This is a genomic window from Pseudovibrio flavus (genome assembly GCF_009711345.1).
Lineage (GTDB): Bacteria > Pseudomonadota > Alphaproteobacteria > Rhizobiales > Stappiaceae > Pseudovibrio > Pseudovibrio flavus.
The window spans coordinates 4,467-26,694 of record NZ_SMMA01000063.1; the positions used below are offsets into that span (position 1 = coordinate 4,467).

24 protein-coding genes are annotated in these 22,228 nt (G+C 53.0%); 18 read left to right on the forward strand and 6 right to left on the reverse strand.

Annotated features, from left to right (window positions below):
• The first annotated feature begins 517 nt into the window (after window positions 1-517).
• From E1162_RS11880 to E1162_RS11935, 12 genes are all read left to right on the forward strand, one after another.
• On the forward strand, window positions 518-1,381 hold the full coding sequence (locus tag E1162_RS11880; RefSeq protein WP_155131036.1) for an urease accessory protein UreD: 864 nt from the start codon (window positions 518-520) through the stop codon (window positions 1,379-1,381).
• Between the two features lie 9 nt (window positions 1,382-1,390).
• Window positions 1,391-1,693, forward strand: a complete 303-nt coding sequence (locus E1162_RS11885) for an urease subunit gamma (protein ID WP_155131039.1) — start codon at window positions 1,391-1,393, stop codon at window positions 1,691-1,693.
• A gap of 38 nt (window positions 1,694-1,731) precedes the next feature.
• The gene (locus tag E1162_RS11890) at window positions 1,732-2,307 is read left to right on the forward strand and encodes a HupE/UreJ family protein (RefSeq protein WP_155131042.1); all 576 of its coding nucleotides are present in this window, start codon (window positions 1,732-1,734) and stop codon (window positions 2,305-2,307) included.
• Between the two features lie 14 nt (window positions 2,308-2,321).
• Complete coding sequence (locus E1162_RS11895) at window positions 2,322-2,615, forward strand: urease subunit beta (RefSeq protein ID WP_155131045.1); 294 nt, start codon at window positions 2,322-2,324, stop codon at window positions 2,613-2,615.
• A gap of 123 nt (window positions 2,616-2,738) precedes the next feature.
• Window positions 2,739-3,143: a lysozyme inhibitor LprI family protein gene (locus tag E1162_RS11900; RefSeq protein ID WP_257098927.1), complete on the forward strand. Its 405-nt coding sequence runs from the start codon at window positions 2,739-2,741 to the stop codon at window positions 3,141-3,143.
• 36 nt (window positions 3,144-3,179) lie between these two features.
• Complete coding sequence (gene ureC / locus E1162_RS11905) at window positions 3,180-4,892, forward strand: urease subunit alpha (protein ID WP_155131051.1); 1,713 nt, start codon at window positions 3,180-3,182, stop codon at window positions 4,890-4,892.
• On the forward strand, window positions 4,892-5,407 hold the full coding sequence (locus E1162_RS11910; RefSeq protein ID WP_155131054.1) for an urease accessory protein UreE: 516 nt from the start codon (window positions 4,892-4,894) through the stop codon (window positions 5,405-5,407). The genes ureC and E1162_RS11910 overlap by 1 nt, the downstream gene beginning before the upstream one ends.
• Window positions 5,391-6,104: an urease accessory protein UreF gene (locus tag E1162_RS11915; protein WP_155131057.1), complete on the forward strand. Its 714-nt coding sequence runs from the start codon at window positions 5,391-5,393 to the stop codon at window positions 6,102-6,104. Before E1162_RS11910 ends, E1162_RS11915 begins: the two co-directional genes overlap by 17 nt.
• Window positions 6,101-6,727 carry an urease accessory protein UreG gene (gene ureG / locus E1162_RS11920; RefSeq protein WP_155131060.1) on the forward strand — a complete coding sequence of 209 codons (627 nt, stop codon included), beginning with the start codon at window positions 6,101-6,103 and terminating at the stop codon, window positions 6,725-6,727. Before E1162_RS11915 ends, ureG begins: the two co-directional genes overlap by 4 nt.
• Before the next feature lie 72 nt (window positions 6,728-6,799).
• Window positions 6,800-7,165 carry an MbcA/ParS/Xre antitoxin family protein gene (locus E1162_RS19550; RefSeq protein WP_371311921.1) on the forward strand — a complete coding sequence of 122 codons (366 nt, stop codon included), beginning with the start codon at window positions 6,800-6,802 and terminating at the stop codon, window positions 7,163-7,165.
• Window positions 7,146-7,676 carry an RES family NAD+ phosphorylase gene (locus E1162_RS11930; RefSeq protein WP_371311922.1) on the forward strand — a complete coding sequence of 177 codons (531 nt, stop codon included), beginning with the start codon at window positions 7,146-7,148 and terminating at the stop codon, window positions 7,674-7,676. Before E1162_RS19550 ends, E1162_RS11930 begins: the two co-directional genes overlap by 20 nt.
• A gap of 178 nt (window positions 7,677-7,854) precedes the next feature.
• Window positions 7,855-8,574: a 3-keto-5-aminohexanoate cleavage protein gene (locus E1162_RS11935; protein ID WP_155131065.1), complete on the forward strand. Its 720-nt coding sequence runs from the start codon at window positions 7,855-7,857 to the stop codon at window positions 8,572-8,574.
• Between the two features lie 20 nt (window positions 8,575-8,594).
• Here E1162_RS11935 and E1162_RS11940 read toward each other — a convergent pair whose 3' ends face one another.
• The gene (locus E1162_RS11940) at window positions 8,595-9,809 is read right to left on the reverse strand and encodes a serine hydrolase (protein WP_155131068.1); all 1,215 of its coding nucleotides are present in this window, start codon (window positions 9,807-9,809) and stop codon (window positions 8,595-8,597) included.
• Window positions 9,810-10,367: 558 nt separating this feature from the next.
• Between E1162_RS11940 and E1162_RS11945 the strand changes: the two genes are divergently transcribed.
• A complete protein-coding gene (locus tag E1162_RS11945) occupies window positions 10,368-11,027 on the forward strand; it encodes a YiaD family glycine zipper/OmpA-like lipoprotein (RefSeq protein ID WP_155131071.1) in 660 nt (219 codons plus the stop codon).
• A 103-nt stretch (window positions 11,028-11,130) separates the two neighbouring features.
• Here the strand turns inward: E1162_RS11945 and E1162_RS11950 are convergent, their stop codons facing one another.
• Entirely contained in the window at window positions 11,131-12,219 is a 1,089-nt protein-coding gene (locus tag E1162_RS11950; RefSeq protein WP_155131074.1) for a linear amide C-N hydrolase, read from the reverse strand.
• Window positions 12,220-12,434: 215 nt separating this feature from the next.
• Between E1162_RS11950 and E1162_RS11955 the strand changes: the two genes are divergently transcribed.
• From E1162_RS11955 to E1162_RS11975, 5 genes are all read left to right on the forward strand, one after another.
• Window positions 12,435-13,313, forward strand: a complete 879-nt coding sequence (locus E1162_RS11955) for a LysR family transcriptional regulator (RefSeq protein ID WP_155131077.1) — start codon at window positions 12,435-12,437, stop codon at window positions 13,311-13,313.
• 364 nt (window positions 13,314-13,677) lie between these two features.
• Window positions 13,678-15,012 (forward strand): MFS transporter, encoded by a 1,335-nt coding sequence (locus E1162_RS11960; protein ID WP_155131080.1) that lies wholly within the window; start codon window positions 13,678-13,680, stop codon window positions 15,010-15,012.
• 22 nt (window positions 15,013-15,034) lie between these two features.
• The gene (locus tag E1162_RS11965) at window positions 15,035-16,447 is read left to right on the forward strand and encodes an amidohydrolase family protein (protein ID WP_155131083.1); all 1,413 of its coding nucleotides are present in this window, start codon (window positions 15,035-15,037) and stop codon (window positions 16,445-16,447) included.
• A gap of 62 nt (window positions 16,448-16,509) precedes the next feature.
• Window positions 16,510-17,133: a type I-E CRISPR-associated protein Cas6/Cse3/CasE gene (gene cas6e, locus E1162_RS11970; protein WP_155131086.1), complete on the forward strand. Its 624-nt coding sequence runs from the start codon at window positions 16,510-16,512 to the stop codon at window positions 17,131-17,133.
• 270 nt (window positions 17,134-17,403) lie between these two features.
• Window positions 17,404-19,098, forward strand: a complete 1,695-nt coding sequence (locus E1162_RS11975; protein WP_155131089.1) for a Na/Pi cotransporter family protein — start codon at window positions 17,404-17,406, stop codon at window positions 19,096-19,098.
• A 75-nt stretch (window positions 19,099-19,173) separates the two neighbouring features.
• Here E1162_RS11975 and E1162_RS11980 read toward each other — a convergent pair whose 3' ends face one another.
• The 4 genes from E1162_RS11980 to E1162_RS11995 all read right to left on the reverse strand — a co-directional run bounded on the left by E1162_RS11980 (window position 19,174) and on the right by E1162_RS11995 (window position 22,204).
• Entirely contained in the window at window positions 19,174-20,373 is a 1,200-nt protein-coding gene (locus tag E1162_RS11980) for a UxaA family hydrolase (RefSeq protein WP_257098928.1), read from the reverse strand.
• Window positions 20,374-20,384: 11 nt separating this feature from the next.
• Window positions 20,385-20,675: a UxaA family hydrolase gene (locus E1162_RS11985; protein WP_155131092.1), complete on the reverse strand. Its 291-nt coding sequence runs from the start codon at window positions 20,673-20,675 to the stop codon at window positions 20,385-20,387.
• Between the two features lie 68 nt (window positions 20,676-20,743).
• Complete coding sequence (locus E1162_RS11990) at window positions 20,744-21,436, reverse strand: RraA family protein (RefSeq protein ID WP_155131095.1); 693 nt, start codon at window positions 21,434-21,436, stop codon at window positions 20,744-20,746.
• A gap of 15 nt (window positions 21,437-21,451) precedes the next feature.
• Window positions 21,452-22,204, reverse strand: coding sequence for an SDR family NAD(P)-dependent oxidoreductase (locus tag E1162_RS11995; protein ID WP_257098929.1), 753 nt, complete (start codon window positions 22,202-22,204; stop codon window positions 21,452-21,454).
• Between the last annotated feature and the right edge of the window lie 24 nt (window positions 22,205-22,228).

Genomic DNA, 22,228 nt, shown 5'->3' on the forward strand with positions numbered 1-22,228 from the left:
TGTCATCCCGCAGGAAATCGAAGTGGAAGCCTTTGAGGGCGCAGTCGAGAAAGCTCGCGGTGAAAACGAAGTGCTTGAAGCGCTGCAAAACGGCATGAGCACCGCTGACGCCTTCAAGAAGTTCGGCATCATGTAATCAAAGATTGGATGGGTTCCTCCAAAACTCCACCATCCAAAAAGCCCCGGCCATGCAGCATGGTCGGGGCTTTTCGTTGCCTATTTGCGCGCCGCTTTGCTCTGTTGTGTGTGCCTAAAAAATAATCATAAACGCGTATTTGTTTGGCGCAGTTGGCGGTGCGCTGCCAAAAACCATCAGTTTTGGTGAGATCTTCAGCCTTCAATTCTTGGCACAGACTTTGCGGGTTTTAACGCCAAGCGAACTACGCAGGGAATTTGGGGGGACTGTTGAACCGCATCTGGAGCATCACTTTAGGACGATTAAGCGAGCGATCATTGGCAACCGTTCATGTTGCCGAGGTGTCATTTCTTGCGTGTCCGAATTTTGCTGGGGCTCTCCATGTATCGCTCTAGTAATGGCGGCAATGCTACGGCTGCTCCAAAACTCCAAAGGACCGAGGGCGAAGGACGTGTTTCGTTCAAGCTTCAGCATGACGCGTCGGGCGACGTAACGCGCCTGGATCGCCTTTATCAGCGCGGGGCTGCAAAAGTCCGGCTTCCTAAAGTTTATGATGGCAGAGCCGAGGCTGTACTCATCAATACGTCCGGCGGGCTCACAGGCGGCGATACTATGCGGTGGCAGGTGCTAGCAGCCCCAAAAACCTCGGTAGTGGTGACCACGCAGGCCTGCGAGAAACTATACAAATCCAGCGGTGGAAACGCTCGTGTAGATACCTCTCTTGAGGTCGGGGAAGGGGCAGAGCTTCACTGGCTACCGCAGGAGACAATTCTGTTTGACCGCGCCCGTTTGGAGCGGCGGTTCACAGTAAACCTTGACAATGATGCCCGTTTTCTAGCCGTAGAGCCGGTAATCTTCGGGCGTGAGACGATGGGCGAAGAAGTCCACGCGGGGCTCTTCAAAGATCGCTGGCGGATATATCGAAACGGTCACCTCATCCATGCGGATGATCTTTGCTTTTCGGGTTCCATTCATTCCAACGCCAAGCGCAAGGCTGTCCTTGCTGGAGCCCGCGCATTTGCGACTATTTTATATTCAGGCCCGGAAGATGATGAGCAGTTGCGGGCTAAACTCTGTTCGCTCCTGCCGGATCAAGACGAGCTGTCTTGGGGCGTCAGTGTTTGGAACGGCAAGCTGGCTGCTCGTTTTTCTGCCGAGAGTGGTTTTGCGCTTCGGGCCAAACTCATTCCGTTTCTTGGCGGCCTTCGTGATCCCTTCGTATTGCCAAAACTCTGGAAACTTTAGGACTTTGCAATGAACCTGACACCTAGAGAAAAAGACAAGCTTTTGATTGCAATGGCGGCAATTGTTGCGCGTAACCGTTTGGAGCGGGGCGTGAAGCTAAACCACCCTGAGGCAATCGCGCTCATTACCGATTTTGTGGTTGAGGGCGCGCGCGATGGGCGGGCCGTTGAAGACCTGATGGAAGCGGGCGCTCACGTTCTTACGCGCAGCGACGTAATGACGGGCATTCCTGAAATGATTCATGACATTCAGGTAGAGGCGACCTTTCCAGATGGTGTGAAGCTCGTGACCGTTCACGAGCCTATCCGCTAGCAAATATCCAGTTTTTGAAATTATTTTGAGAGGGCACAATGCTTAAAACTATTGGTCTAACTGCTTTCCTTACCGTGCTTGCATCCAGCGCAAATGCTCATAGCCTAATGAGCGCAAACGGCGGTGTGATCTCCGGTCTTCTTCATCCGCTAAGCGGCGTTGACCACATTCTGGCAATGGTTTGTGCTGGCGTCTGGGCAAGTTTCTTGGGGCGTAAATCCTCTTTCGTTTTGCCAGTTGCCTTCATCACAGCGATGACAGTTGGTTACGCGCTGACCTTTGCGGGTGTAACTGTACCTCTTATCGAAACGGGTATTGTTGCATCGGTTATCGCTTTCGGGATTGCGATTGCCATGAGCCTCAAAGTTTCGCTCGTAGCAGGCACAGCGATCATTGCCTTCCTCGCTCTGTTTCACGGTGCCGCTCACGGTGTTGAAGCGCCGGTTGGTTCTGCTGCCGGTTATGTAATTGGGTTTGTTGCCGCTTCCTTTGCGCTTGTTTGCTCTGGCGTTGTGATGGGCAAGCTCGGCCAGTCGAATGCAGGCAAACTCTCTCTTCGTGTTGCAGGAGCTTTGGCAGCGCTTGGCGGCTTTATGCTCGCAGCAACTGCTTGAAGCTTGGAGGCTCCATGATACCGGGCGAAACGATTGTAAAATCTGAAGATATTGTGCTGAACGAAGGTGCAGAGCCGATAACGCTTGCCGTTTCCAATACGGGAGATCGACCCGTTCAGGTTGGCAGTCATTATCACTTTGCCGAGGTTAATCCCGGCCTTTCCTTTGATCGGAAAGCCGCAGAAGGAAAGCGCCTTGATATCGCGCCGGGAACAGCGGTGCGTTTTGAACCCGGTCAGATGCGTGAGGTTCAGCTGATCCCGTTTGGCGGAAATAAAGTGATTACCGGCTTCCAGATCAAAAGCTGATTGCAGGCGCAATTTAAAATTCGAGGCATTGAGGAAAGGGGAACAAAGCTGCTGCGCTCTAAGCTGGCGATGAGAGGCAATAAGCGCCTTAACCGGAAACCGCTTAACGGAGTGTCCTTCACCATGAGAGCTATCTATCTGCTTGCAATCGCTTTTTCTTCCCTTTCCGTGGGTTCGGCGCTCGCCAAAACTGATTGCAGTAATGTCACCACGCAGGTGGAGATGAATAACTGCACCTATGAAAATTACCAGTTGGCGGACAAGGCGTTGAACGCCGCTTATGCGAAGGCAATGGCCTTTATGAAACAGAGCGATAGCTACATTGGACCGGACGAGAAACGTGCTCAGGATGCTCTAGTGAAGGCGCAGCGAGATTGGATCGCCTATCGGGATTCTGCCTGCGTTTCCTATGGCTTTCTTGCCAGAGGCGGCACTTTGGTCCCGACGCTGGAAAACCAATGCCTTGCGAAATTGACTGAACAACGGACGAAGGACTTGAAGGATATCGCTCAAGGGCTCGGCAATTGACTTGCCGAAAGAGCGCTGGCTTCATGAGGGGGATAAATGCCTTTAAAGATTTCTCGGGCCGCGTACGCCGATATGTTCGGCCCAACGACCGGCGACAAGGTTCGCCTTGCTGATACCGAACTCTTTATCGAAGTGGAGAAGGACTTCACCACATATGGTGAGGAGGTCAAGTTCGGAGGCGGCAAGGTTATTCGTGATGGCATGGGCCAGTCGCAAACCTCGCGCGCAGGGGGCGCGGTCGATACCGTCATCACTAACGCTTTGGTGGTGGACCACGCCGGTATTTTCAAAGCAGATATTGGCTTGAAAGGTGGCCGCATCGTTGCCATCGGTAAGGCGGGTAATCCTGATACGCAGGACGGTGTAACAATCATCGTCGGACCGGGGACAGAAGCAATTGCGGGGGAGGGTAAGATCCTCACCGCAGGTGGCATGGATGCCCACATCCACTACATCTGCCCGCAGCAGATCGAAGAGGCGCTGACCTCCGGTGTTACAACCATGCTTGGCGGTGGTACGGGACCAGCGCACGGAACCTTGGCCACTACGTGCACACCCGGCCCTTGGCATATAGGGCGGATGGTACAGGCCGCAGATGCCTTTCCTATGAACCTAGCCTTCGCTGGTAAGGGCAATGCCTCTCATCCAGAAGCGCTAGAAGAGATGGTAATAGGCGGTGCGTGTGCGCTAAAGCTTCACGAAGACTGGGGCACTACACCTTCTGCCATTGATACCTGCCTTAGCGTTGCCGATGATATGGATGTGCAGGTGATGATCCATACCGATACGCTCAACGAAAGCGGGTTCGTTGAAAACACCGTTGATGCGTTTAAGGGGCGGACCATCCACGCGTTCCATACGGAAGGGGCAGGGGGCGGACACGCGCCGGATATTATCAAGGTCTGCGGGCTTTCCAACGTCTTGCCATCTTCCACTAACCCAACACGCCCTTACACCCGCAACACCATAGCAGAGCACCTTGATATGCTTATGGTTTGCCATCACCTTGATGCCAATATCCCTGAGGATGTTGCGTTTGCTGAAAGCCGCATTCGCAAAGAAACAATCGCGGCAGAAGACATTTTGCATGACATGGGCGCGTTCTCGATTATCGCGTCTGACAGTCAGGCCATGGGCCGTGTTGGTGAGGTGCTGATCCGCACTTGGCAGACCGCAGACAAGATGAAACGCCAGCGCGGCGCACTACCTGAAGAGGTGGGCGACAACGATAATGTGCGTGTGAAGCGCTATATCGCCAAATACACCATCAACCCAGCCATCGCTCACGGTCTTTCAAAGGAAATCGGCTCTATCGAGGTTGGCAAGCGGGCAGATCTGGTGCTCTGGTCTCCAGCTTTCTTTGGGGTAAAGCCGGATATGGTTCTGGTGGGTGGCACCATTGCCTCTGCCATGATGGGTGATCCTAACGCCTCTATTCCTACGCCGCAGCCGGTTCACTACCGCCCAATGTTTGGCTCCTATGGCAAAAGCTTGACCAACTCCTCGGTTGTTTTTGTAAGCGAAGCAGCTCTGCAAAGCGGGCTGAAAGAGCAGCTTGGAACGGAGAAGGAGCTGCTGGCGGTGAAGAACACCCGCAGGGGGATATCCAAGGCCTCCATGGTGCATAACTGCGCCACACCGCACGTTGAAGTGGACCCTGAAACCTACGAGGTGAGGGCCGATGGAGAGCTGCTGACATGCGAGCCCGCCGACGTAGTTCCAATGGCACAAAGGTACTTTTTATTCTGATGTTGAAAGCTGCAAAATATGAGCGCGAGGGTGCGCGCGCCGGCGCGCGCCTCTTCGCAACGGTCGAACTTGCTTCTGATGAACGCCACCTGCGCCGTAAGGTGCTGGTGCTTTCCAACGGTGAAAAGCTGCTGGTCGAATTGGAGCGTGCAACTGCGTTTTCGCAAGACGATGTCTTGATCGCTGATAGCGGTGAGCGGATCGGCATCGTTGCCGCTATTGAACCTCTCTACGAGGTGAAGGCGAAAAATGCGCTTCATCATGCTCAGCTTTGTTGGCACCTCGGCAATCGTCATCTGCCAGCACAGATCGAGCTGGATCGGATATTTATCCTCCGTGATCATGTTATCTGCGACATGCTGGAGGGCTTAGGAGCAAGCTTGAGCGAAACAGAGGGGCGCTTCTCGCCTGTTCGTGGTGCGTACCACAAAACATCCGGCGGTCATTCTCACGATCATGAGCATGATCACCATCACGGGGATTCCCATGGGGCGGGACATGGACACGCACACTGAAGCGGGCAAAACAGAGTATGGCGCTGTTGACCTGCAAGGCTTACTGCGTCTGCAAACATGGCTTTCGCCAGCGTTTCCTATTGGTGCGTTCTCATATAGCCACGGCGTAGAAACAGCGATCCGCCATGGTTTGATCCACGATAGGGACAGTGCGTCTGATTGGTTGCAGGTGTTGTTGGAACATGGCAGCGGCTGGAATGATGCGTTGATCTTTTGCGAGAGTTGGCGGGCGGCGCTGGCAGAAGACAAAGCGCGGCTGGTGGAAGCAAATACGCTTGCTCTTGCCATGGCACCAAGCTTGGAGCGCTATCAGGAAACGGTTCAGCAAGGTGATGCGTTTATTGATGCAGCCAAGGCTTGGTCAGACAATGACAATGGCCTTCTTGGCGTTCTCAGCCCAATAGCTATGCCGGTGGCTGTTGGCGCTACCTCAGCACTTCATGGCATTTCACTCAGCGCGGCTTTGGCGGCGTTCTTGCAAGCGTTCCTTGCCAACCTTGTTTCGGCAATGGTGCGACATGTACCGCTTGGCCAGAAGGAAGGCGTTGCGCTGCTTCACACGTTAGAGGTGCCGCTTTTAGATATCACCGCCAAGGCAGAAGGCTGTACGCTGGATGATCTTGGTAGTGCTGCAATTCTTTCAGATATCGCCAGCATGGCGCACGAAATACAGACCACAAGGATTTTCAGATCATGACCACGCAGTTCGGCCCTCTTCGTATTGGTATTGGCGGACCGGTCGGCTCTGGCAAAACCAGTTTAACAGAGCAGCTTTGCAAGGCGCTTCGCGAGCGCTTTTCCATCGCTGTCGTGACCAACGATATTTACACCAAGGAAGATGCGCAGGCGTTGGTTCGGGCGCAGGCGCTGTCTGAAGATCGGATTATGGGCGTTGAAACGGGCGGCTGCCCGCACACCGCTATTCGCGAAGATGCGACCATCAACCTGCAAGCCATCGACACACTGGTAAAACGGCATCCTGATCTTGAGATCGTGCTGATTGAATCGGGCGGTGATAATCTCGCCGCTACATTCTCGCCGGACCTCGCTGATCTCACCATCTACGTGATCTCCGTTTGTCAGGGAGAGGAAATTCCCCGTAAAGGCGGACCGGGTATTACGCGCTCTGATCTTCTTGTGATCAATAAGGCGGATCTTGCTCCTTATGTCGGCGCGGACCTTGGGGTGATGGATGGCGACGCCAAGAGAATGCGTGCAGGCAAACCCTTTGTGTTTACAGATATGAAATCCGGTAAGGGCGTGGAAGAGGTGGTGTCTTTCCTGCTAGAGACAGGTGGCCTTACCGCGAGCGCTGCTTGAGCTAAACTTGAAGTGAGCGAATTTTGAGCCTATATTGATCACTGTGAGATCAAATCGAGAAAGGATTTTGCAGTGATTAGTCCCGGTTTTGAGAATACGCCGGCAGCCTTCGGGTTTGACGGCGCTCCATACCTTTCTGCTGAAGAGGTTGAAAAGCACCTTGGCGTAACCCGCAAAGAGCTTGCGCAGCTTGCCGGAATTGCTCGCAACACTCTGGCAACCCGTGGCCGCAAAGTGGACGAGGCGCTTAGCCCGCTTGTGCGCATGCTATCCATGGCAACGGAAATGACCGGCAGCACGGACCGCGCCGCGCTGTGGTTCAAGCATCAGCCTATTCCCGGCTGGGCTGGTAAGACTGCTTTTGACCTGACGTTGGAAGGTAAGGCTGACAAAGTACTGGCGTATCTGGAGGCCGTACGTGCCGGCGTCTACAGCTAAGCCAACATCCGAGAACGCGCTCACGCTGTGGCGAGCCTATGTGCCCAGATGGGCCTTCGACCCGTTGTCGGGCGAGGGCGCACGGCGCTTTGGTGGACGCTGGAACCCTGTTGGAACGCCTGCGCTTTATGCATCGCTAGAGATGTCTACCGCGTGGGCGGAATATAATCAGGGCTTTGTGCAGCACCCCGCGCTTATCGTGCAGTTGGAACTCAAGGGCGCACGCCTTGCTGATCTAACGCAAGCAAGCGAGTTGGAGCGTTGGGGCGAAAGCGAAGAGCTGCACCAATGCCAATGGCGCTTCGAGCTGGACGAGGGCAGGGTTCCGCAAACGCACGCCCTCCAAACCCGTCTTGCGGAAGAAGGCTATCATGGCGTGCTCTATCCATCCTTCATGTCCAAGGGCGGCACCTGTATTGTGCTCTGGCGTTGGAACGGTTCTGGTGACCCGTCTCTGTCTGTCGTAGACCCCGAAGGCCGACTCCCGAAAACCCAAGCCTCATGGCTGTAACAGCGGCGGTGCGGTAGGCGTGCATGGTCACGTCAACCGTAAGAAATAACCTATCAAAATTAAGCGATAAAAATCGTCAGCGTGTTGCATGACAATGTGCCTTTAGAGATTTGGGCTTTGTATTGTGTCCGCCTCCGTCTCGAAAGTTATTCTTTTATTGTTTTGAGAGGGTTGATCCATGTTGCAGGCGTGCCTGAACGGAGCGCGGACAAAATCGGAGCATCCGCTTTTGCCAGTCAGTGCTGGTGAACTGGCCATCGCCGCAACGCAGGCCATCATGGCTGGTGCTGACGAGCTTCATATCCATCCTCGTGATGCGGAAGGGCGGGAGTCCATTCTCCCGCACGATGTGGCTAGCACTTTAAAGGCTGTGCGCGCCGCTGTTCCCGGTGTGCCCATCGGCATTTCAACTGGCCGCTGGATACCGCCGTTGGGGGAGGAGCGGTTTTCTGTCATTGAGCGGTGGACCGAACGACCTGACTACGCCAGCGTGAACTTCTATGAAGATGAATGCATTCGCCATATCGATGCGTTGGCGCGAAACGGTGTTCCGATTGAAGCGGGCTTGTACTCGATTGAGGATGCTCAGCTCTTCGTCACGTCTGGCTGCGCACGCTTTGCAGTGCGGGCAATGATCGAGATGACCTCGGAAGATCCTGATGAGGCGCTTATCGAGGCTGCCGATATTCTGGATATTCTGGAGGAAGCGGGGATCGGCTGTCCCGTTTTGTTGCACGGTCAGGAAGAGACCACGTGGGAGATGGTGAGCGAAGCTGCGTCCCGCGGTTTGTCGACCCGCATCGGTTTCGAGGATAGCCTCTACCTACCCGATGGAACCATGGCTGCCGATAATGCCGCCATGGTTTCTGCTGCTGTGGGGCTGCTTGCTCGTGCTTGAGCCGCAGCCAAATGCAAAACTTAGCTCTTGTCTTTCAGGTAGCTAAGAAGAGCGTTGGAAAGGCCCATCAAGCGGCCTTCGTTCAGTGGCTTTTCGTCGTTCCAGATCATGGAAACCTGCCAGCGAGTACCGTTCTTCGCCTGCAGGTTATAGGTGAACGCCATCACGCCGATCTGGCTACCGCCCTTGAAGGCGACTTTCAGCCAGTCAGCCGCTGTAGCAAAGCCGGAGTTGCCAGCCATTGGTGGCAGCGGTGCCAGCTCGTCAATCAGCTTTGCGAGTTCATTTGCGCTTGCGTACCATTCAACACCGTCCTGAACTGGGCGGTTGATGTCCTCAAGGCTTGGTAGATCGCGCGCGTCAATCTCCTCAAGGATCGCACGGCGCTCTTCCACTTCTGCGTCTTTATAGCGGGCGGCAAGTTCTGTATCTGCCTGCAACTTGAAGAACTGCTTGGATGTCAGGAACGGAGTACGCTCTGGCGTATCTTCAAGGCTGCTTGCGCCGAGGAAGTCGATAATCACGTCCGCGCAGGAGTTGTCAGAAAGAACCATCATGTGCTGCGCTGCGGATTGCAACGGAACCAAAGCGCCTTTGGACTTCTTGTAGAGGCTGCCTTCCGGATAGGAGACGAGTTCCGGCTTCAAACGGATTTTCTGGCGCCACTTTATGTTTTGAGCGGACATCTTGTCGTTCAGCGCTTTAAGCACAAACAGCATGTAGGATGAGCTGACGGCGAGCGCTTTATCTGGCTGATGGCTGTAAACCACCTCGCCATTCTTTTTAACGATAAGAGCGTGTTCACTCGCTTCCGCTGCCATTTTCGCCATGAGGTCATTGATAGACTCCATTTTGAAAAGAGGTGGCTTAATGAAGAAGCCCTTCACAAGACCGTTGCGGTCTCGCTCCAACAACACGGAAAGGCGGTATTCGCTGGTTTCTAGAAAATAGCCGTTCTTCTGTTTCTCGGTGCCAACGCTGAGGGCGGGGCCGTAAAGTTCGGTTGCCTGCACGAGCGCCTCGCGCAACGCTTCTGCCGGAACGATGGAGAAGAAGCTCTTTGCGAACATGGAAAGGTCAGCACCGCCGCCGCGCCAGATCTCGAACAGCATATCCTCGCTGGACTTGGAGCGCAGAGCTAGAGCTTCAGGCGTAAGCGCCTTTGGCTGTAGTTTTTGTAGGCCAGCTTTAATATCTCGAAATGGCTTGAGAGCTTGTTCAATAATGTCCCGCATGGTGGCTGCTTTCTCGGCCTCTTTCTTCTGCTCGACTTGGCGCAATTACTGGAGGATGCAGCAACTATACTGCATCAATCTGGTTAATCCGTGATGTATCCATGTCATTGAACATATTCCATAGGGAAGTGTACGCATGAGGTGGTTTGGCAGCTGCGGAAATAGGCCGAAAACACGCAATTTCCAGCGTTTGTTTTGGGCAGGTCGAAGGAAGCGCCAGCTTTGCGGTCTCTTCAAGCCAAGCGGTGTACTGGTTTCTGGGTACTGATAAGCGGGAGGAGTAGATGAACGGGAATGACTCTCCTTTAGGTTAAGGCCGAATGCAGTGCCACCTGTAACCAAACTCGGTCCTTTCAGGTAGCGTTACGAAACCCGTGAAAAAAGCCGTTGTTTTGTAAGCTGACCCACAATTAAGTAGACATTCGCCATTGTTTTGCCCTCTATGCTTGTCAGTGGTTCGTTCTACTTCACATTGTGTGAACTTCGCATTCGTCCGGCCCGCTGCATCGGGTAGTCGGGGTCGGGCTAGATAACCTTGACGTTTTCTGGGGCAAGATAATGAAAAATTTCCTGCGCGCGTCATTGGCGCTTTTCATGGTGGCCACCGTCGCAGCATGTACCACCACGGATCCTTATACCGGCCAGTCCGGCATTTCTAACACTGCAGGCGGTGCAGGCCTTGGCGCAGCAACCGGCGCAATCATAGGCGCTATCGCTGGCGGTGACAGTGCACGCGTTGAAGGCGCTCTTGTAGGCGCAGCAGCTGGCGGCTTGCTCGGCGGCGGCATTGGTAACTACATGGACCGTCAGGAAGCACAGCTGCGTTCACAGCTTCAGGCTAGCGGCGTTTCCGTTACCCGTAATGGTAACCAGATCGTTCTGAATATGCCGAATGACATTACTTTTGGTGTTGATCAGGTTGCTCTGAGCCCGCGTGCTATGCAGGTGCTCACCAGCGTTGCTCTGGTTGGTAAAGAGTACAACCGCACCCGTCTGAACGTTATTGGTAACACCGATAACACTGGCTCTGCACAGTACAATCTGGAACTTTCCCAGCGCCGTGCTGACATTGTAGCGGCATACCTGATCAACCAGGGTATCGCTCCTCAGCGTATCGTTGCAATGGGCTACGGTTTGACCCGTCCAATCGCTTCTAACGCTACCGAAGCTGGCCGCGCTCAAAACCGCCGTGTAGAAATCATTCTCACGCCGATGTAATAGGCCGCTCATTCGGCTCAAAAGCCCCGCTTCGGTTGCGAAGCGGGGCTTTTTTATTGTTTGGGGCTGATTGGCCAAGAGGGCTTGGCATTCCAATTGTCTGTTAAGGGCACGGGGCAAACTTGAGGGTTTGTGCGCCAGCGCGTGCTTGCTCAATCGCATCAGCGCAGTAACGTTCTTCACCCAATCCCTTTGTATCGTTGATGTTGAACGTTACGGACGTGGCAGTTTCAATATCGCGTACTTTAAAATCGCCGCTTTCAAGATTGTACTGGAAGGTTACCCAAGTCGCGTAGGTCGCACCGGAACCGTTTACCATTGGGTCTGCTACACCGTGAGGGATAAGAACCGAGGCATCAAATGCTTGCTGTTGCAGTGCGGCGGTTCTGATCAGGTCCAAGCCGGTGTAGTCCTGCTTGCTGGCATTAAAAAGCATACGCACGTTACGGTCTGGCGAACTGATGGAGCCTGGAAGATCTGAACCAAACTCGTTCGCATCGATATCGTACTTAGCGGCGTAATCGCGTTGGCCCTGTTGAAGCGGGCTGTTGGTCATAACCGAGAGGTCATCTGCTGTGGTGCCTTTATGGATGACCTCTTCTCCGCCTTCATTAAGCTGAAACAGCGCGATCGCACCGGACTTGTCCGTGACTGCGAAGTGAATTCCGTGATCGGCACCAGTGCCACGAACCTGATCACCCCAAGCGATCTGAAATTCCCCATTTTCATGGGCATGCAGTACTTCGGCGACACTCTCATAATTTTCGGCGAAGAAGGTGATGATGTCTGCCTGATTGACTGCTGGTGCGCCGTTGTCTTTGTGCTCTTTCACAAACGGTTTGCTGTCGTTCATGTAAAGAGCCATCGCGGCAAAGCCCTTGTCATTCAGTGCTTCGGTCACTGTTCCGTGGAACAGCACTGGCTCTTCCATTGCTACTGTGTGGTGCTTAACAATCCAAGCTGCTGGTTTGGCATAATGGCCTGCACCTTCTGACAGGCGAACCTCGCCAACAGGGTGGATCGCTGCCACGGCACCAAGGCGCTCACCCCAATCCAGAGAGCGAATAGTAGTTGGGCCGTGATCGGTGTTCGCAATGTAACGTGTACAGGCAAGAGCATTGGTAGCCATGGCGGCTACGGTAACGGTTGCAAGTGCGATAGTGGCGATCTTGTTGTTCTTGATGGACTTCATTTTTCTTTTTCCTCTGGTCTTCTGTTTCGCTGGTCTTGTTGAAGACGAGAAGAAAGAACCACGTATTATCCCTATCTCAAACTATCTGAGGTAGGGATATTCCATAGTCACTCTGTTTTGATGATAGCTTCGGTAGTTATCCTGCTGAATTTTATAGGTATTTGAGGGTGAAAAGGTTTCGAAGAAAATCTCAGTTTTCTTGAAAGGGCGCTACATTGGCAATTTCGGTAGACCAACTTCGAGCTTTTGTGGCCGCCTACGAGAGCGGAAGCTTCGTAGGCGCAGCGAATACGCTTGGAAAGCACCTGACCAGTGTGAGTGCCCAAATCGGAAATCTGGAAATTGATTTGGGCTTTGCTCTTTTTGAGCGCAGCAGGCGCGGCGTATCACCAACTAGGAAGGCTGATGAGCTATATCGCTACGCCGAGGTGGTGTTGAAGGAACTAGGCTTATTCAGCGCCAAAGCAGAAAGCTTGCTGGAGCAAGAGCCCACCCACCTTTCTATCGCCATTGATGTTTCGCTTCGCTCTGCAGAGCTGACCCGCTGTTACCAAGATGTGTTAGCTACCTTTCCGCTCATTAAACTCAAGATACTGAACGGGGATGCGGCTCAGGTTATGGAGTGGGTTTCTTCCCGCACCGCAGATATTGGCGTGATCATCTCAATGTTCACCGCAGCAAGGGGAGTGGCGCAAGCCCGGGCTTTCAATTTCGAGATTTGTTTTGTGGCCCCTCCTGACTGGCAACTACAGGAGGCTGGCGTAAAGCCATCTGAGATTAACAGCCATACCCAGATTATTCATGAGTTTGTGTTGGGTACCAGTTTGGCCGAAGGGCACCGGATCAGCAACCATACACTCGTTTGCAACAATGCATTCGAGATCATCGAAATGGTAAAAGCAGGTGTCGGTTGGGCAATCACGCCGCGTTATATGGTGGGCGATGCAATAGAGCAGGGCGTTGTGCAGGAGTTCCGCTTGGCGCATGGCGGTAAAGAGTACTGGTATGCTGAGGCAATTCGCAGAGAAGATATTCCCTTCACAGATGCCTCGCAGCTGTTTTGGAACAACGTCATGGGCCTAGCAGACCGCTAACCGCTTTGGGCCGGTCAGGGCCTATGCGGCGGGGCTCCAACCCGCACAACTGCCTACTCAACGAAAAGTGGCGTGGATTATTCCATGCACGGGCAAAACCGGATGGACAAACTCCAACCGCTTGCCTAGTCTGACACAAGGTTCAAAGACCTACATCCTCAATTCGTTGGGTTCGCAAGCATAGTTATTACGCAGCTTCTCCATTTTGGAAGAAGTTATTGTTTGTGGACCAAGAATCGAGTGAAAGAGCTTTAGTTAAAACTGCTTCTCTATCCTTTCATCTACATTCAGCGACGACTATGTGATTGATAATGCTAGATAGCACGCCCGCGCATTTCTTGCCGGACGTGGGTGGATAGTATTCATGTCGAATTACGATACTCTCGGTGGGGCCCGAGCGTGGACCATTTGGACGATCGCAACACTCTTTGTGATTGGCGGTTTCGCGTTTTCCGCAGCCTACAGTGCAACCAGCACAGCGATTGCTAAAGACCTCAACCTAACACTGGCGCAAGTGGGTATTCTCGCTTCCGTTTACACTTGGGCCTTGGCCTCTGTTCAAATTTTCTCCGGCGCGATTATGGATCGTGTTGGTATTCGAATTCTTCCTTTTGTTAGCGTTTGCGTTGTTGTGAGTGCGTTTGGCTTTGCCAATGCGACCTCCTTCTCGATGCTGCTTCTTGCAAACGGCTTTATGGCCATTGGCGGCGCGTTCTCGTTTATCGGCGCTGGCATGGTCGGCGGTAAATGGTTTGGCTGGCACCGTTTCGGCATTATGTTTGGCCTGGTGCAGGCCGCTGGTGCTGTCGGTTCCTTTGCCAATCAGAACGTCATTCGTCATGCGGTAGAAAGCTATGGTTGGTCAGCAAGTTTGAACGGCATCGCCGTATTCATTCTGGCCGTCAGCGCACTTATGTTTGTGTTCATTAGGGAGCCTAAGCTGCCTGGCGGCGCTCAGCTTGAATGGACAGGCATTTCTCAGCTGGTTCGCGATGTTTTCAAGGCTCTGACCCGCGTGGTTGTTCGCCCGCACCTGTGGTGGAACACGCTGCACGGCGGCATGACCTTCGGCACGCACCTTGCTGTTAGTCTGGTTTGGGGCCCAATCTTCCTCACCAAAGCGGGTATGAGCACCTCCGATGCTGTCTTTACTTGCTCATTTACCTTTATCGGCATGTTGGTTGGTTGCCCGCTTTGGGTATGGGTGTCCGAACGCATCAAGCTTAACCGACCTCTCGCAGTTTATCCGACAATTGCCCATGCCTGCGTGCTGGCTTTTGTGATCTACAATCCATCCTACGCGAGCCCGCTTGTGTTCTTCCTTGTTGGTCTTTGCTCTGCAAGTACAACGATGAACTACCCAATCGCTGGTGCGTTGGTGCCACCGTCATTGATTGGTGCTGCAAGCTCGCACGTGAATACCCTGCAATTTTTCTGGACAGGTGTACTTATGGCAGCGCCCGGCCTTGCATTGTCTGGCTCCGGTATTTGGGCCATGATTGCCGGTACGACAGGTATTGATGCGGCGAATCCTAGCCTTGAGAATTTTCAAAGCGCGATGCTGCTTCTGGTCTTCGCAAGTATTGTGGGTGCGATAGCCGGATTTGTTACGAAAGAGTCCTTCCCGAGCGAGGCTAACGCCAAGGATAGGGAAGAGCTTGATGTAAGTCCGCAGCCAGTTGCAGTGCCAGCAGAATAGTATTTTGGGGGAGAAATTTATTATGAGCGAACAACTAGTAGATATCATTGTTAGCGGCGCGGACATCGTAACGATGGACCCTGCCAACCCGGTTATCAAAGGCGGTGAAATCTGTGTTCTGGATGGCAAGATCTTCGCCATCGGAACCAGTGCGGAAATCGCAGCCAAGGGCATCACTGCAAAACAGCGTATCGAGGTTTCCCAGTCTATCGTTATGCCGGGTATGATTGACGGTCACACCCATCTGTTCCAGAACCTTGGCAAAACTCTTGGCGATGGCTTGGCTCTTTTGCCATGGCTTGCTCGCTTCATGCTGCCGCTGGCTGCAACCATAAATGAAAAAGAAGCTCTGGCCGCTATTCGCTTGGGCGCCCTGCATGGGGTGTTGTGCGGTACAACATCCATCGTAGATAACCACTACGCTCCGGTTGATAGCCGCACCATTATTGATGCTGCAAATGCAATGGAAGAGGTGGGCGTGCGCGGTGCCGTTGCCCGCGGTATTTTCGGCCCGATGGTTGAAGGCGGCATTCGGATGAACTGCGATGAGCGTTTGTTCAAATACTCCGCCGCTGAAGAAATTGAAATCACGGCAGAATGTATTGCAGAAAAGCCAAGCGGTTCTCTGGTGGAAGTGTGGCCTGCACCTGAAAACGTGGTCTACCTTGATCCTGATCTGATGATGGCGTGTGATGAGCTGGCGCAAAAACACAACGTTTCATGGCACGCCCACTGTAGTGAAAGCCAGTTCGAGGTTGAGATCTTCCAGTCCATCTACGGCAAACGCCCTGCCAAGTGGCTGCACGATAACAACTTGCTGAGCGATAGAACCACGCTTGCCCACGGCATCTGGTTTGATGAAGAGGAAGTATCCTTGCTTGGTCAAGCAGGTGCAACGCTGATCCATAACCCGATTTCCAACCAGTTCCTTGCGTCTGGCATCATCAAGCTTGGTCCGTTGATGGAGGCAGGTGCCAACGTTGCTCTGGGTACAGATGGTGTTGCAGTAGCAGGGCAGGATATGTTCGAGGCTATGAAGTCCTCTCAGATGCTGCAGCATATGCGTGAGCTTGATCCAGAATCTTCCAGCGCCGAGCTTGTTCTTTGCATGGCAACCCGCAACGGTGGCCGCATGATGAAGAAGAAGATTGGTCAGCTGAAAGAAGGCTGGGCCGCAGACTTTGTTGTCGTGGACATGAGCGGCGTACATCAACAGCCGCCAACCCGTCCGGTTTGCTGCCTGACGCAGTCTACTCGTGGTTCCGATGTTCAGCATGTGGTGATCGACGGACAGCTTGTTGTCGAAAATGGCCGCTCTACAAAGGTGGATCAAGACAAGATCATCGCCGATGCGCTGCAAGCCTCTAGCGATCTTATCGACCGTGCAGGTATTCGCGAGCTGGTTGTCGATTGGTTTGAACCAAAGAAACACTAGGCAAATTGGTTTATTAAAAGGTGGTGCGGGAGGTTTCCCGCACCCTATCCCTAGGGTGAGATATGTTTGTTGGTGCGCTTCAAATTCCTGCCGATGTAACCTCAAATGCCGGTTACCTGAACCCACACAGACTGGGCCAGCTTGTCTATGAGATGTTTGGTGACCACCGAACACATGAACAAAAGAAGGAGCAGGCTCCTTCCGGTGTTCTTTTCTATGACAAAGGCGTGGTGGGAGGGCAGCACTTCATTTTGGTTCAGTCGCGCTATCGTCCTTCACACAACAGGCTACACGGCGCGCAGCTGACAATTGTCGAAATGCCTGAAACGTATTTCAATGCAGAGCGTTACCGTTTCGAGGTTTTGCTCAACCCAACAAGAAGAAACACCAAATCCGGTAAGCGAGAGCCGGTAAAGAACGAAGAGGGGATGAAGAGCTGGTTCCTCTCACGCTCTGATGAGCAATGGGGTTTTTCTGTCTGCCCTGAGACGATCGCCGCGCACACGCGGCCAAGATTGATATTTTCCAAGTATGGCGAAACAGTCCATAGCCACTCGGTAAAGTATACTGGGCTGTTACAGGTGACTGACCGAAAGTTATTCAAGAAGTCCATTCGCTACGGTATCGGGCGCAGCCGAATTTTCGGCTTTGGTTTGCTCCAGATTTTTCCCGAGGACATGGCTTGAGCGTAAGTGCTGTGTCTTTGATACGCAGTTACACGTTTATGCTGTAGGTGTAACAGTTCACTATGTGCACTGTATGCGCCAGTCGACTACCAAGGAAATAAGAGGTTGTTTTGCGTATTACCTGAAAAAACTCATGCACTCAGGTAGTTAATATTGTTGTCAACCGAGGGGAAAGTGCTGCCAGCTGTTGAAGTTTTGCTACATTTGAAGATAATCTGAACTCTTATTTTTACTTATATAAGCAAGAACGACGTTCAGAGGTGGGCAATAATGAGCAGCTTGGAAACCCTACTGTATTTATCAGCTGGTGTGGTGCTGCTGTTTTGGGCTACCCGTCTTATCCGTACAGGCGTGGAGCGCGCACTAGGTACCCGTTTTAGGGAATGGATGATGAAAGCCTCGGCCAACAGGCTGAGCAGCTTTGGCACCGGTTTGATTATCTCCATTCTTCTGCAAAGTGCTACTGGCACCGCAATCCTTGCCCGCAGTTTTATCGCCCGTGGTGTCATCACCACAATTGGCGGCCTTGCCATTATGCTTGGCGCTGACTTGGGTTCCACTATGGTGGTTCAGCTGCTCTCCTTGGATATGAGCTGGCTCTTGCCACTAGCGTTGGTCGTCGGCGGGCTTTTGCAAGAGCGCAGCTCCTCGCGTACCAACAAGCAGATTGGCCGTGCGGTGATTGGTGTTGGCCAGATGCTCATCGCGTTGAAGCTGATCGGTACAGCTTCCGCTTCGCTCAGCCAAAACGAGACCTTTCCGGCGATCTTGAATCTGGTTACGGGTGACCCGCTGATCGCCATCTTGCTTGCTGCCGCACTGACATGGGTGGTTCATTCCTCCGTTGCTGTTGTTCTCACCATCATGACGTTGGCGACCACCGGCGCTATCTCGGTTGAAAGTGCGCTTCTGTTTGTGCTTGGCGCGAACATCGGCTCCAGCTTCATTCCGTTTGTGCTGACCATGAACGATGGACCAGAAGTGCGCCGCGTTATGACGGGCAATATGCTCTTCCGCTGTATCGGGGTGATCATCGGTGCTTTCGCGCTTTTAACAGGACTGGTGGACTTCAACACCTTCGGTGCAGATCCTGCCCGTGCCGTTGCGAACTTCCATAGTGCCTTCAACTTTGGCGTTGTCGTGCTTGGTCTGCCGTTGGCCGGATTGATGATTGCTCTTTGTAACCGCCTGCTGCCAGAGCGAAACGCGGCAGACGAGGAGCTGCCAACCGACCGCATGTCTCTGCTTGATCGTAAGTTGCTTGATGAGCCTGATCTTGCCTTCGCCGCTGCCATCCGCGAGATGATGCACATGAGCGAAAAGGTGGAGATGATGCTGCGCGGCGTTCCGATGGCCTTCAGCACCAAGAAGACGAAGACGGTCAAAGACCTCATGCGCCTTGACGATGAAGTTGACGATCTTCATCGCTCTATCAAGGAATATCTGGCTGATGTGAACGCCGACCGTATGAATGAGGACGACTATCAGAAGTACGCAGCGCTTATGAATTACTGCGTCTGCCTTGAGCAGATCGGCGACGTAATACAGCGCAACTTGCTCAACCAAGCGAAAAAGCGGGCAGGGCTTCGCTACGAATTTTCCAAGGATGGTTGGCGCGAGATCAAACAGCTTCACACCATCGTTCTCGAAAACCTGCAGGTATCCATTCAGGTGATGATTACCGGCGATACTGCGCTGGCGCGGGCGCTTTATAATCGCAAGCTAAAGGTACGCCAGCTGGAAAAAGACAGCCGTGATGCGCACCTTCGCCGTTTGCAGAAAAACCTGCAGTCCAGCCGTAACACCAGCTCGATGCATCTGGAAACGATTAGTGATCTGAAGACGATCAACGCCCTGCTTACGTCCGTTGCCTATCCAATTTTGGAGGAAAACGGCGAGCTAAGCATCAGCCGCAAGAAGCTACGTAGTGCAGAAGGCGGAAAAAAAGCCGTTGGAGCGGCTTGAGGGTAATCGGACTTAAGAGCCGGAAATGAAATAAAAGGTGGGCCGCGTCGGGAAAGCACGGCCCACCTTTTTTTGTCAGCGATCGAAGTATTTGTAGTCGAGTACGAACTCGTTGTGACCGAGCTGTTCGCCGGTCGTCAGTTCGCCTTGAGCTACTTTGATAATCAAATCGAAGATTTCCTGACCAACTTCCTGAATGGTTGCTTCGCCAGCAATAATGCGGCCAGCATTTACGTCCATATCCTCGTCCATTCGGGCGTATGTTTCAGGGTTGGCACATACCTTGATCACTGGTGAGAGGGCAGCCGCTGCAACAGAACCTCGGCCGGTTACAAAGGTAACGACGTGGCTACCGGATGCAATCAGCTCGATGATCTCTTGTGTGTCGTTGATGTTCGGCACGCCGTACTTCATGCCGCCGTCAGAGACTACGTCCAGCAGATACAAACCACGGCCAGCAGGCTGCTGAGCAGGTTTGATAACGCCCATAATCTTGGAGGAACCAGATTTGGCGTAGGCACCCAACGACTTTTCTTCGATGGTGCTCAAGCCACCATCAGCGTTGCCTTGGGAGAACGAGCCAATGCCCATCTCGTCGTAGTAAGCAGAAGCCTTGTTAACTGCTGCGATGATCTGTTTGCCGACCTCTGGGGAGATAGCGCGGTCAGCCATGATGTGTTCGCAGCCGATCAACTCGCCTGTTTCTTCAAAGATGCAGGTAGCGCCAGCTTCAACAAGACGATCAAACGCATAACCCGCAGCAGGGTTGCCGGAGATACCGCTGGTGCCATCAGAACCACCGCAAATAGTTCCGATAACCAACTCGCTCACATCCATTGGCACCTTCGGCTGTTTGCGTAGGTCTGCCAGCGTTGTGTTAATCCACTCAACGCCTTCATCAATGGAGCGACGGGTGCCGCCGGTTTCCTGAATGGTGATTGTATGAACCGGACGGCCGCTTGCTTCCACAACGCTTGCAAGCTGGCGCTTTTTGAAATTCTCGCAGCCAAGAGAGACGAGTAGAACCGCACCAACGTTTGGGCCGGTGCAAAGCGCCTCCATCATATACTGGCTGTATTCATTAGGGGAGCAGCCGGAAAAGCCGATCAGATGTACATCGCTCTCATCGAATTTTCGGCAGATTTTGTCGGCGACCTGATGAGCGCATTCGACAAGGTAGGCAACAGTAATAACGTTACGAATGCCTTTGCGGCCATCTTTACGCGGCCACGCCATGATAGGAGCAGCGGACTGCTCGGTGTTTTGGGTAGTCATGTAAGGGGGCCTTATTCTACGTTCGTAAACGGAGTGTAGCTGCTGCGCATATTGTGAATGTGAACGTGTTCACCGCGCGAAATTGGAGCGGCGGCGACGCCGATGCTCATGCCGTATTTGAAGATGGTTTCGCCCTCTTCAATATCCCGGCGAGCGATTTTGTGACCAAGACTTGTATTGGCGCGCACCGGCAGTTCATCGTCACCAACGCGAACGTTCGTGTCTGCTTCGATATTGCCAATAGCAACGAGAATGTTGTCCTGGTTGTTCAGAAGGAGGAGTTTTTTGGAGTTATCAGGCATTGCCGCTACCAAATTAAAAGCAAGTATCGCGGCCCCCAGCGGGGGAATGCCAGGAGCCGCAACCTCGGTTACATGATGCCAAATTTCTCAAATACTGCGACGGTGGTCATACCGCCCTGCAGAGCCTTAAGAACTTCGTTTTCGCCGCGAGCCTTTTCGACAGCGCCTTCAAACGCAGCGACTTCAACTTCGCGAGGAATGACGAGAACACCGTCGAGATCACCATAAATGATGTCGCCCGGGTTAACGCGCACGCCGTCCATTTCAATCGGAATACGCCAGTCAACAACCTTGCCACGAGGTCCTTGGTCCTGAGCGTAGGAGCCGAAAGAAGCGATAGGGAATTTCAGACGCTGGATTTCAAGCGTGTCACGGTGGAAACCATGCACAACAGCACCTGCTGCGCCACAAACCATGGCGCGGGTAGACATGAGACCACCCCAAAGAGCGTAGCGATGGGAAGAACCGGCACAGACGTAGACCTCGTCTTTCTTGAGGTCGTCAAGCGCTTCGAACAAACGTCCGAAAGGCTTGCTGGAGATTTCGCTCTGTCCCTGAACGGAAGCAGCAAAGAAGTCTGCTTCCAGTACAGGCATCGCACGGCCGATGATGACCATGTCATTATCGATTGGTTTAAGGCTTGGAGACAGGAACTGGTGCTGATAGCCCATAGTGTCCAGAATGTCGCCAACAAGCGCTACAAACAGTTCGCTCTTAGCAAGAGCAAAGAGCTCTTCGTCGCTGTTCCAGTATTTGGCCATGTTTTTTCTCAGTAATTAGAAGCCGATGGAGAAGCCACCATCAACAGGCAGTGCGATGCCGTTGATAAATTCAGCCTTGTTGGATGCAAGGAAGAGGGAAGCGTTTGCGATGTCCTGCGGGTGACCGTATTTCTGCAGAGGAGTTCTGGTGAGAATACGGTTCTGGCGGTCCTGATCGCCGTCTACAGCTTTGCGGAACATTGGGGTGTCAATGAAGCCAGGCTGAATAGCGTTTACGCGAACGCCGAATGGGCTGAAGTCAGAAGCCAGAGTGCGGGTAGCACCCAGAAGACCGGTTTTGGTTACAGAGTATGCAACAACGCGTGGCTGACCGATGATTGCAGTCATGGAAGAAATCATCTGGATAGAACCGCGACCGCGTTCTTTCATGTACTTGAAGACTTCGCGGGTCATTGCAAATACGCCGAACAGGTTCACTTCGATAACGCTCTGGAATTCAGCGTCGGTTACTTCATCAGAGAACTTCTTCTGGTGCTTACCAGCGTTGTTGATGAGGCATTCGATTGGACCAACTTCGCTTTCGATCTTCGCGATCAGCGCTGGGATGCTTTCGAGATCGGTTACGTCATGCAGGTAAGCAACAACGTTTGGACCGATTTCTTCACAAGCGCGGTCAAGAGCTTCCTGGCTGATGTCGGTGATAACCGGCTTTGCGCCAATTGCTGCGTAGCTCTTTGCCATTGCAAGGCCAAGACCAGATGCTGCGCCAGTGATTACAACTACTTTACCCTCTAAGCCGTAGTCCATTTTATTATCTTTCATATTAATATA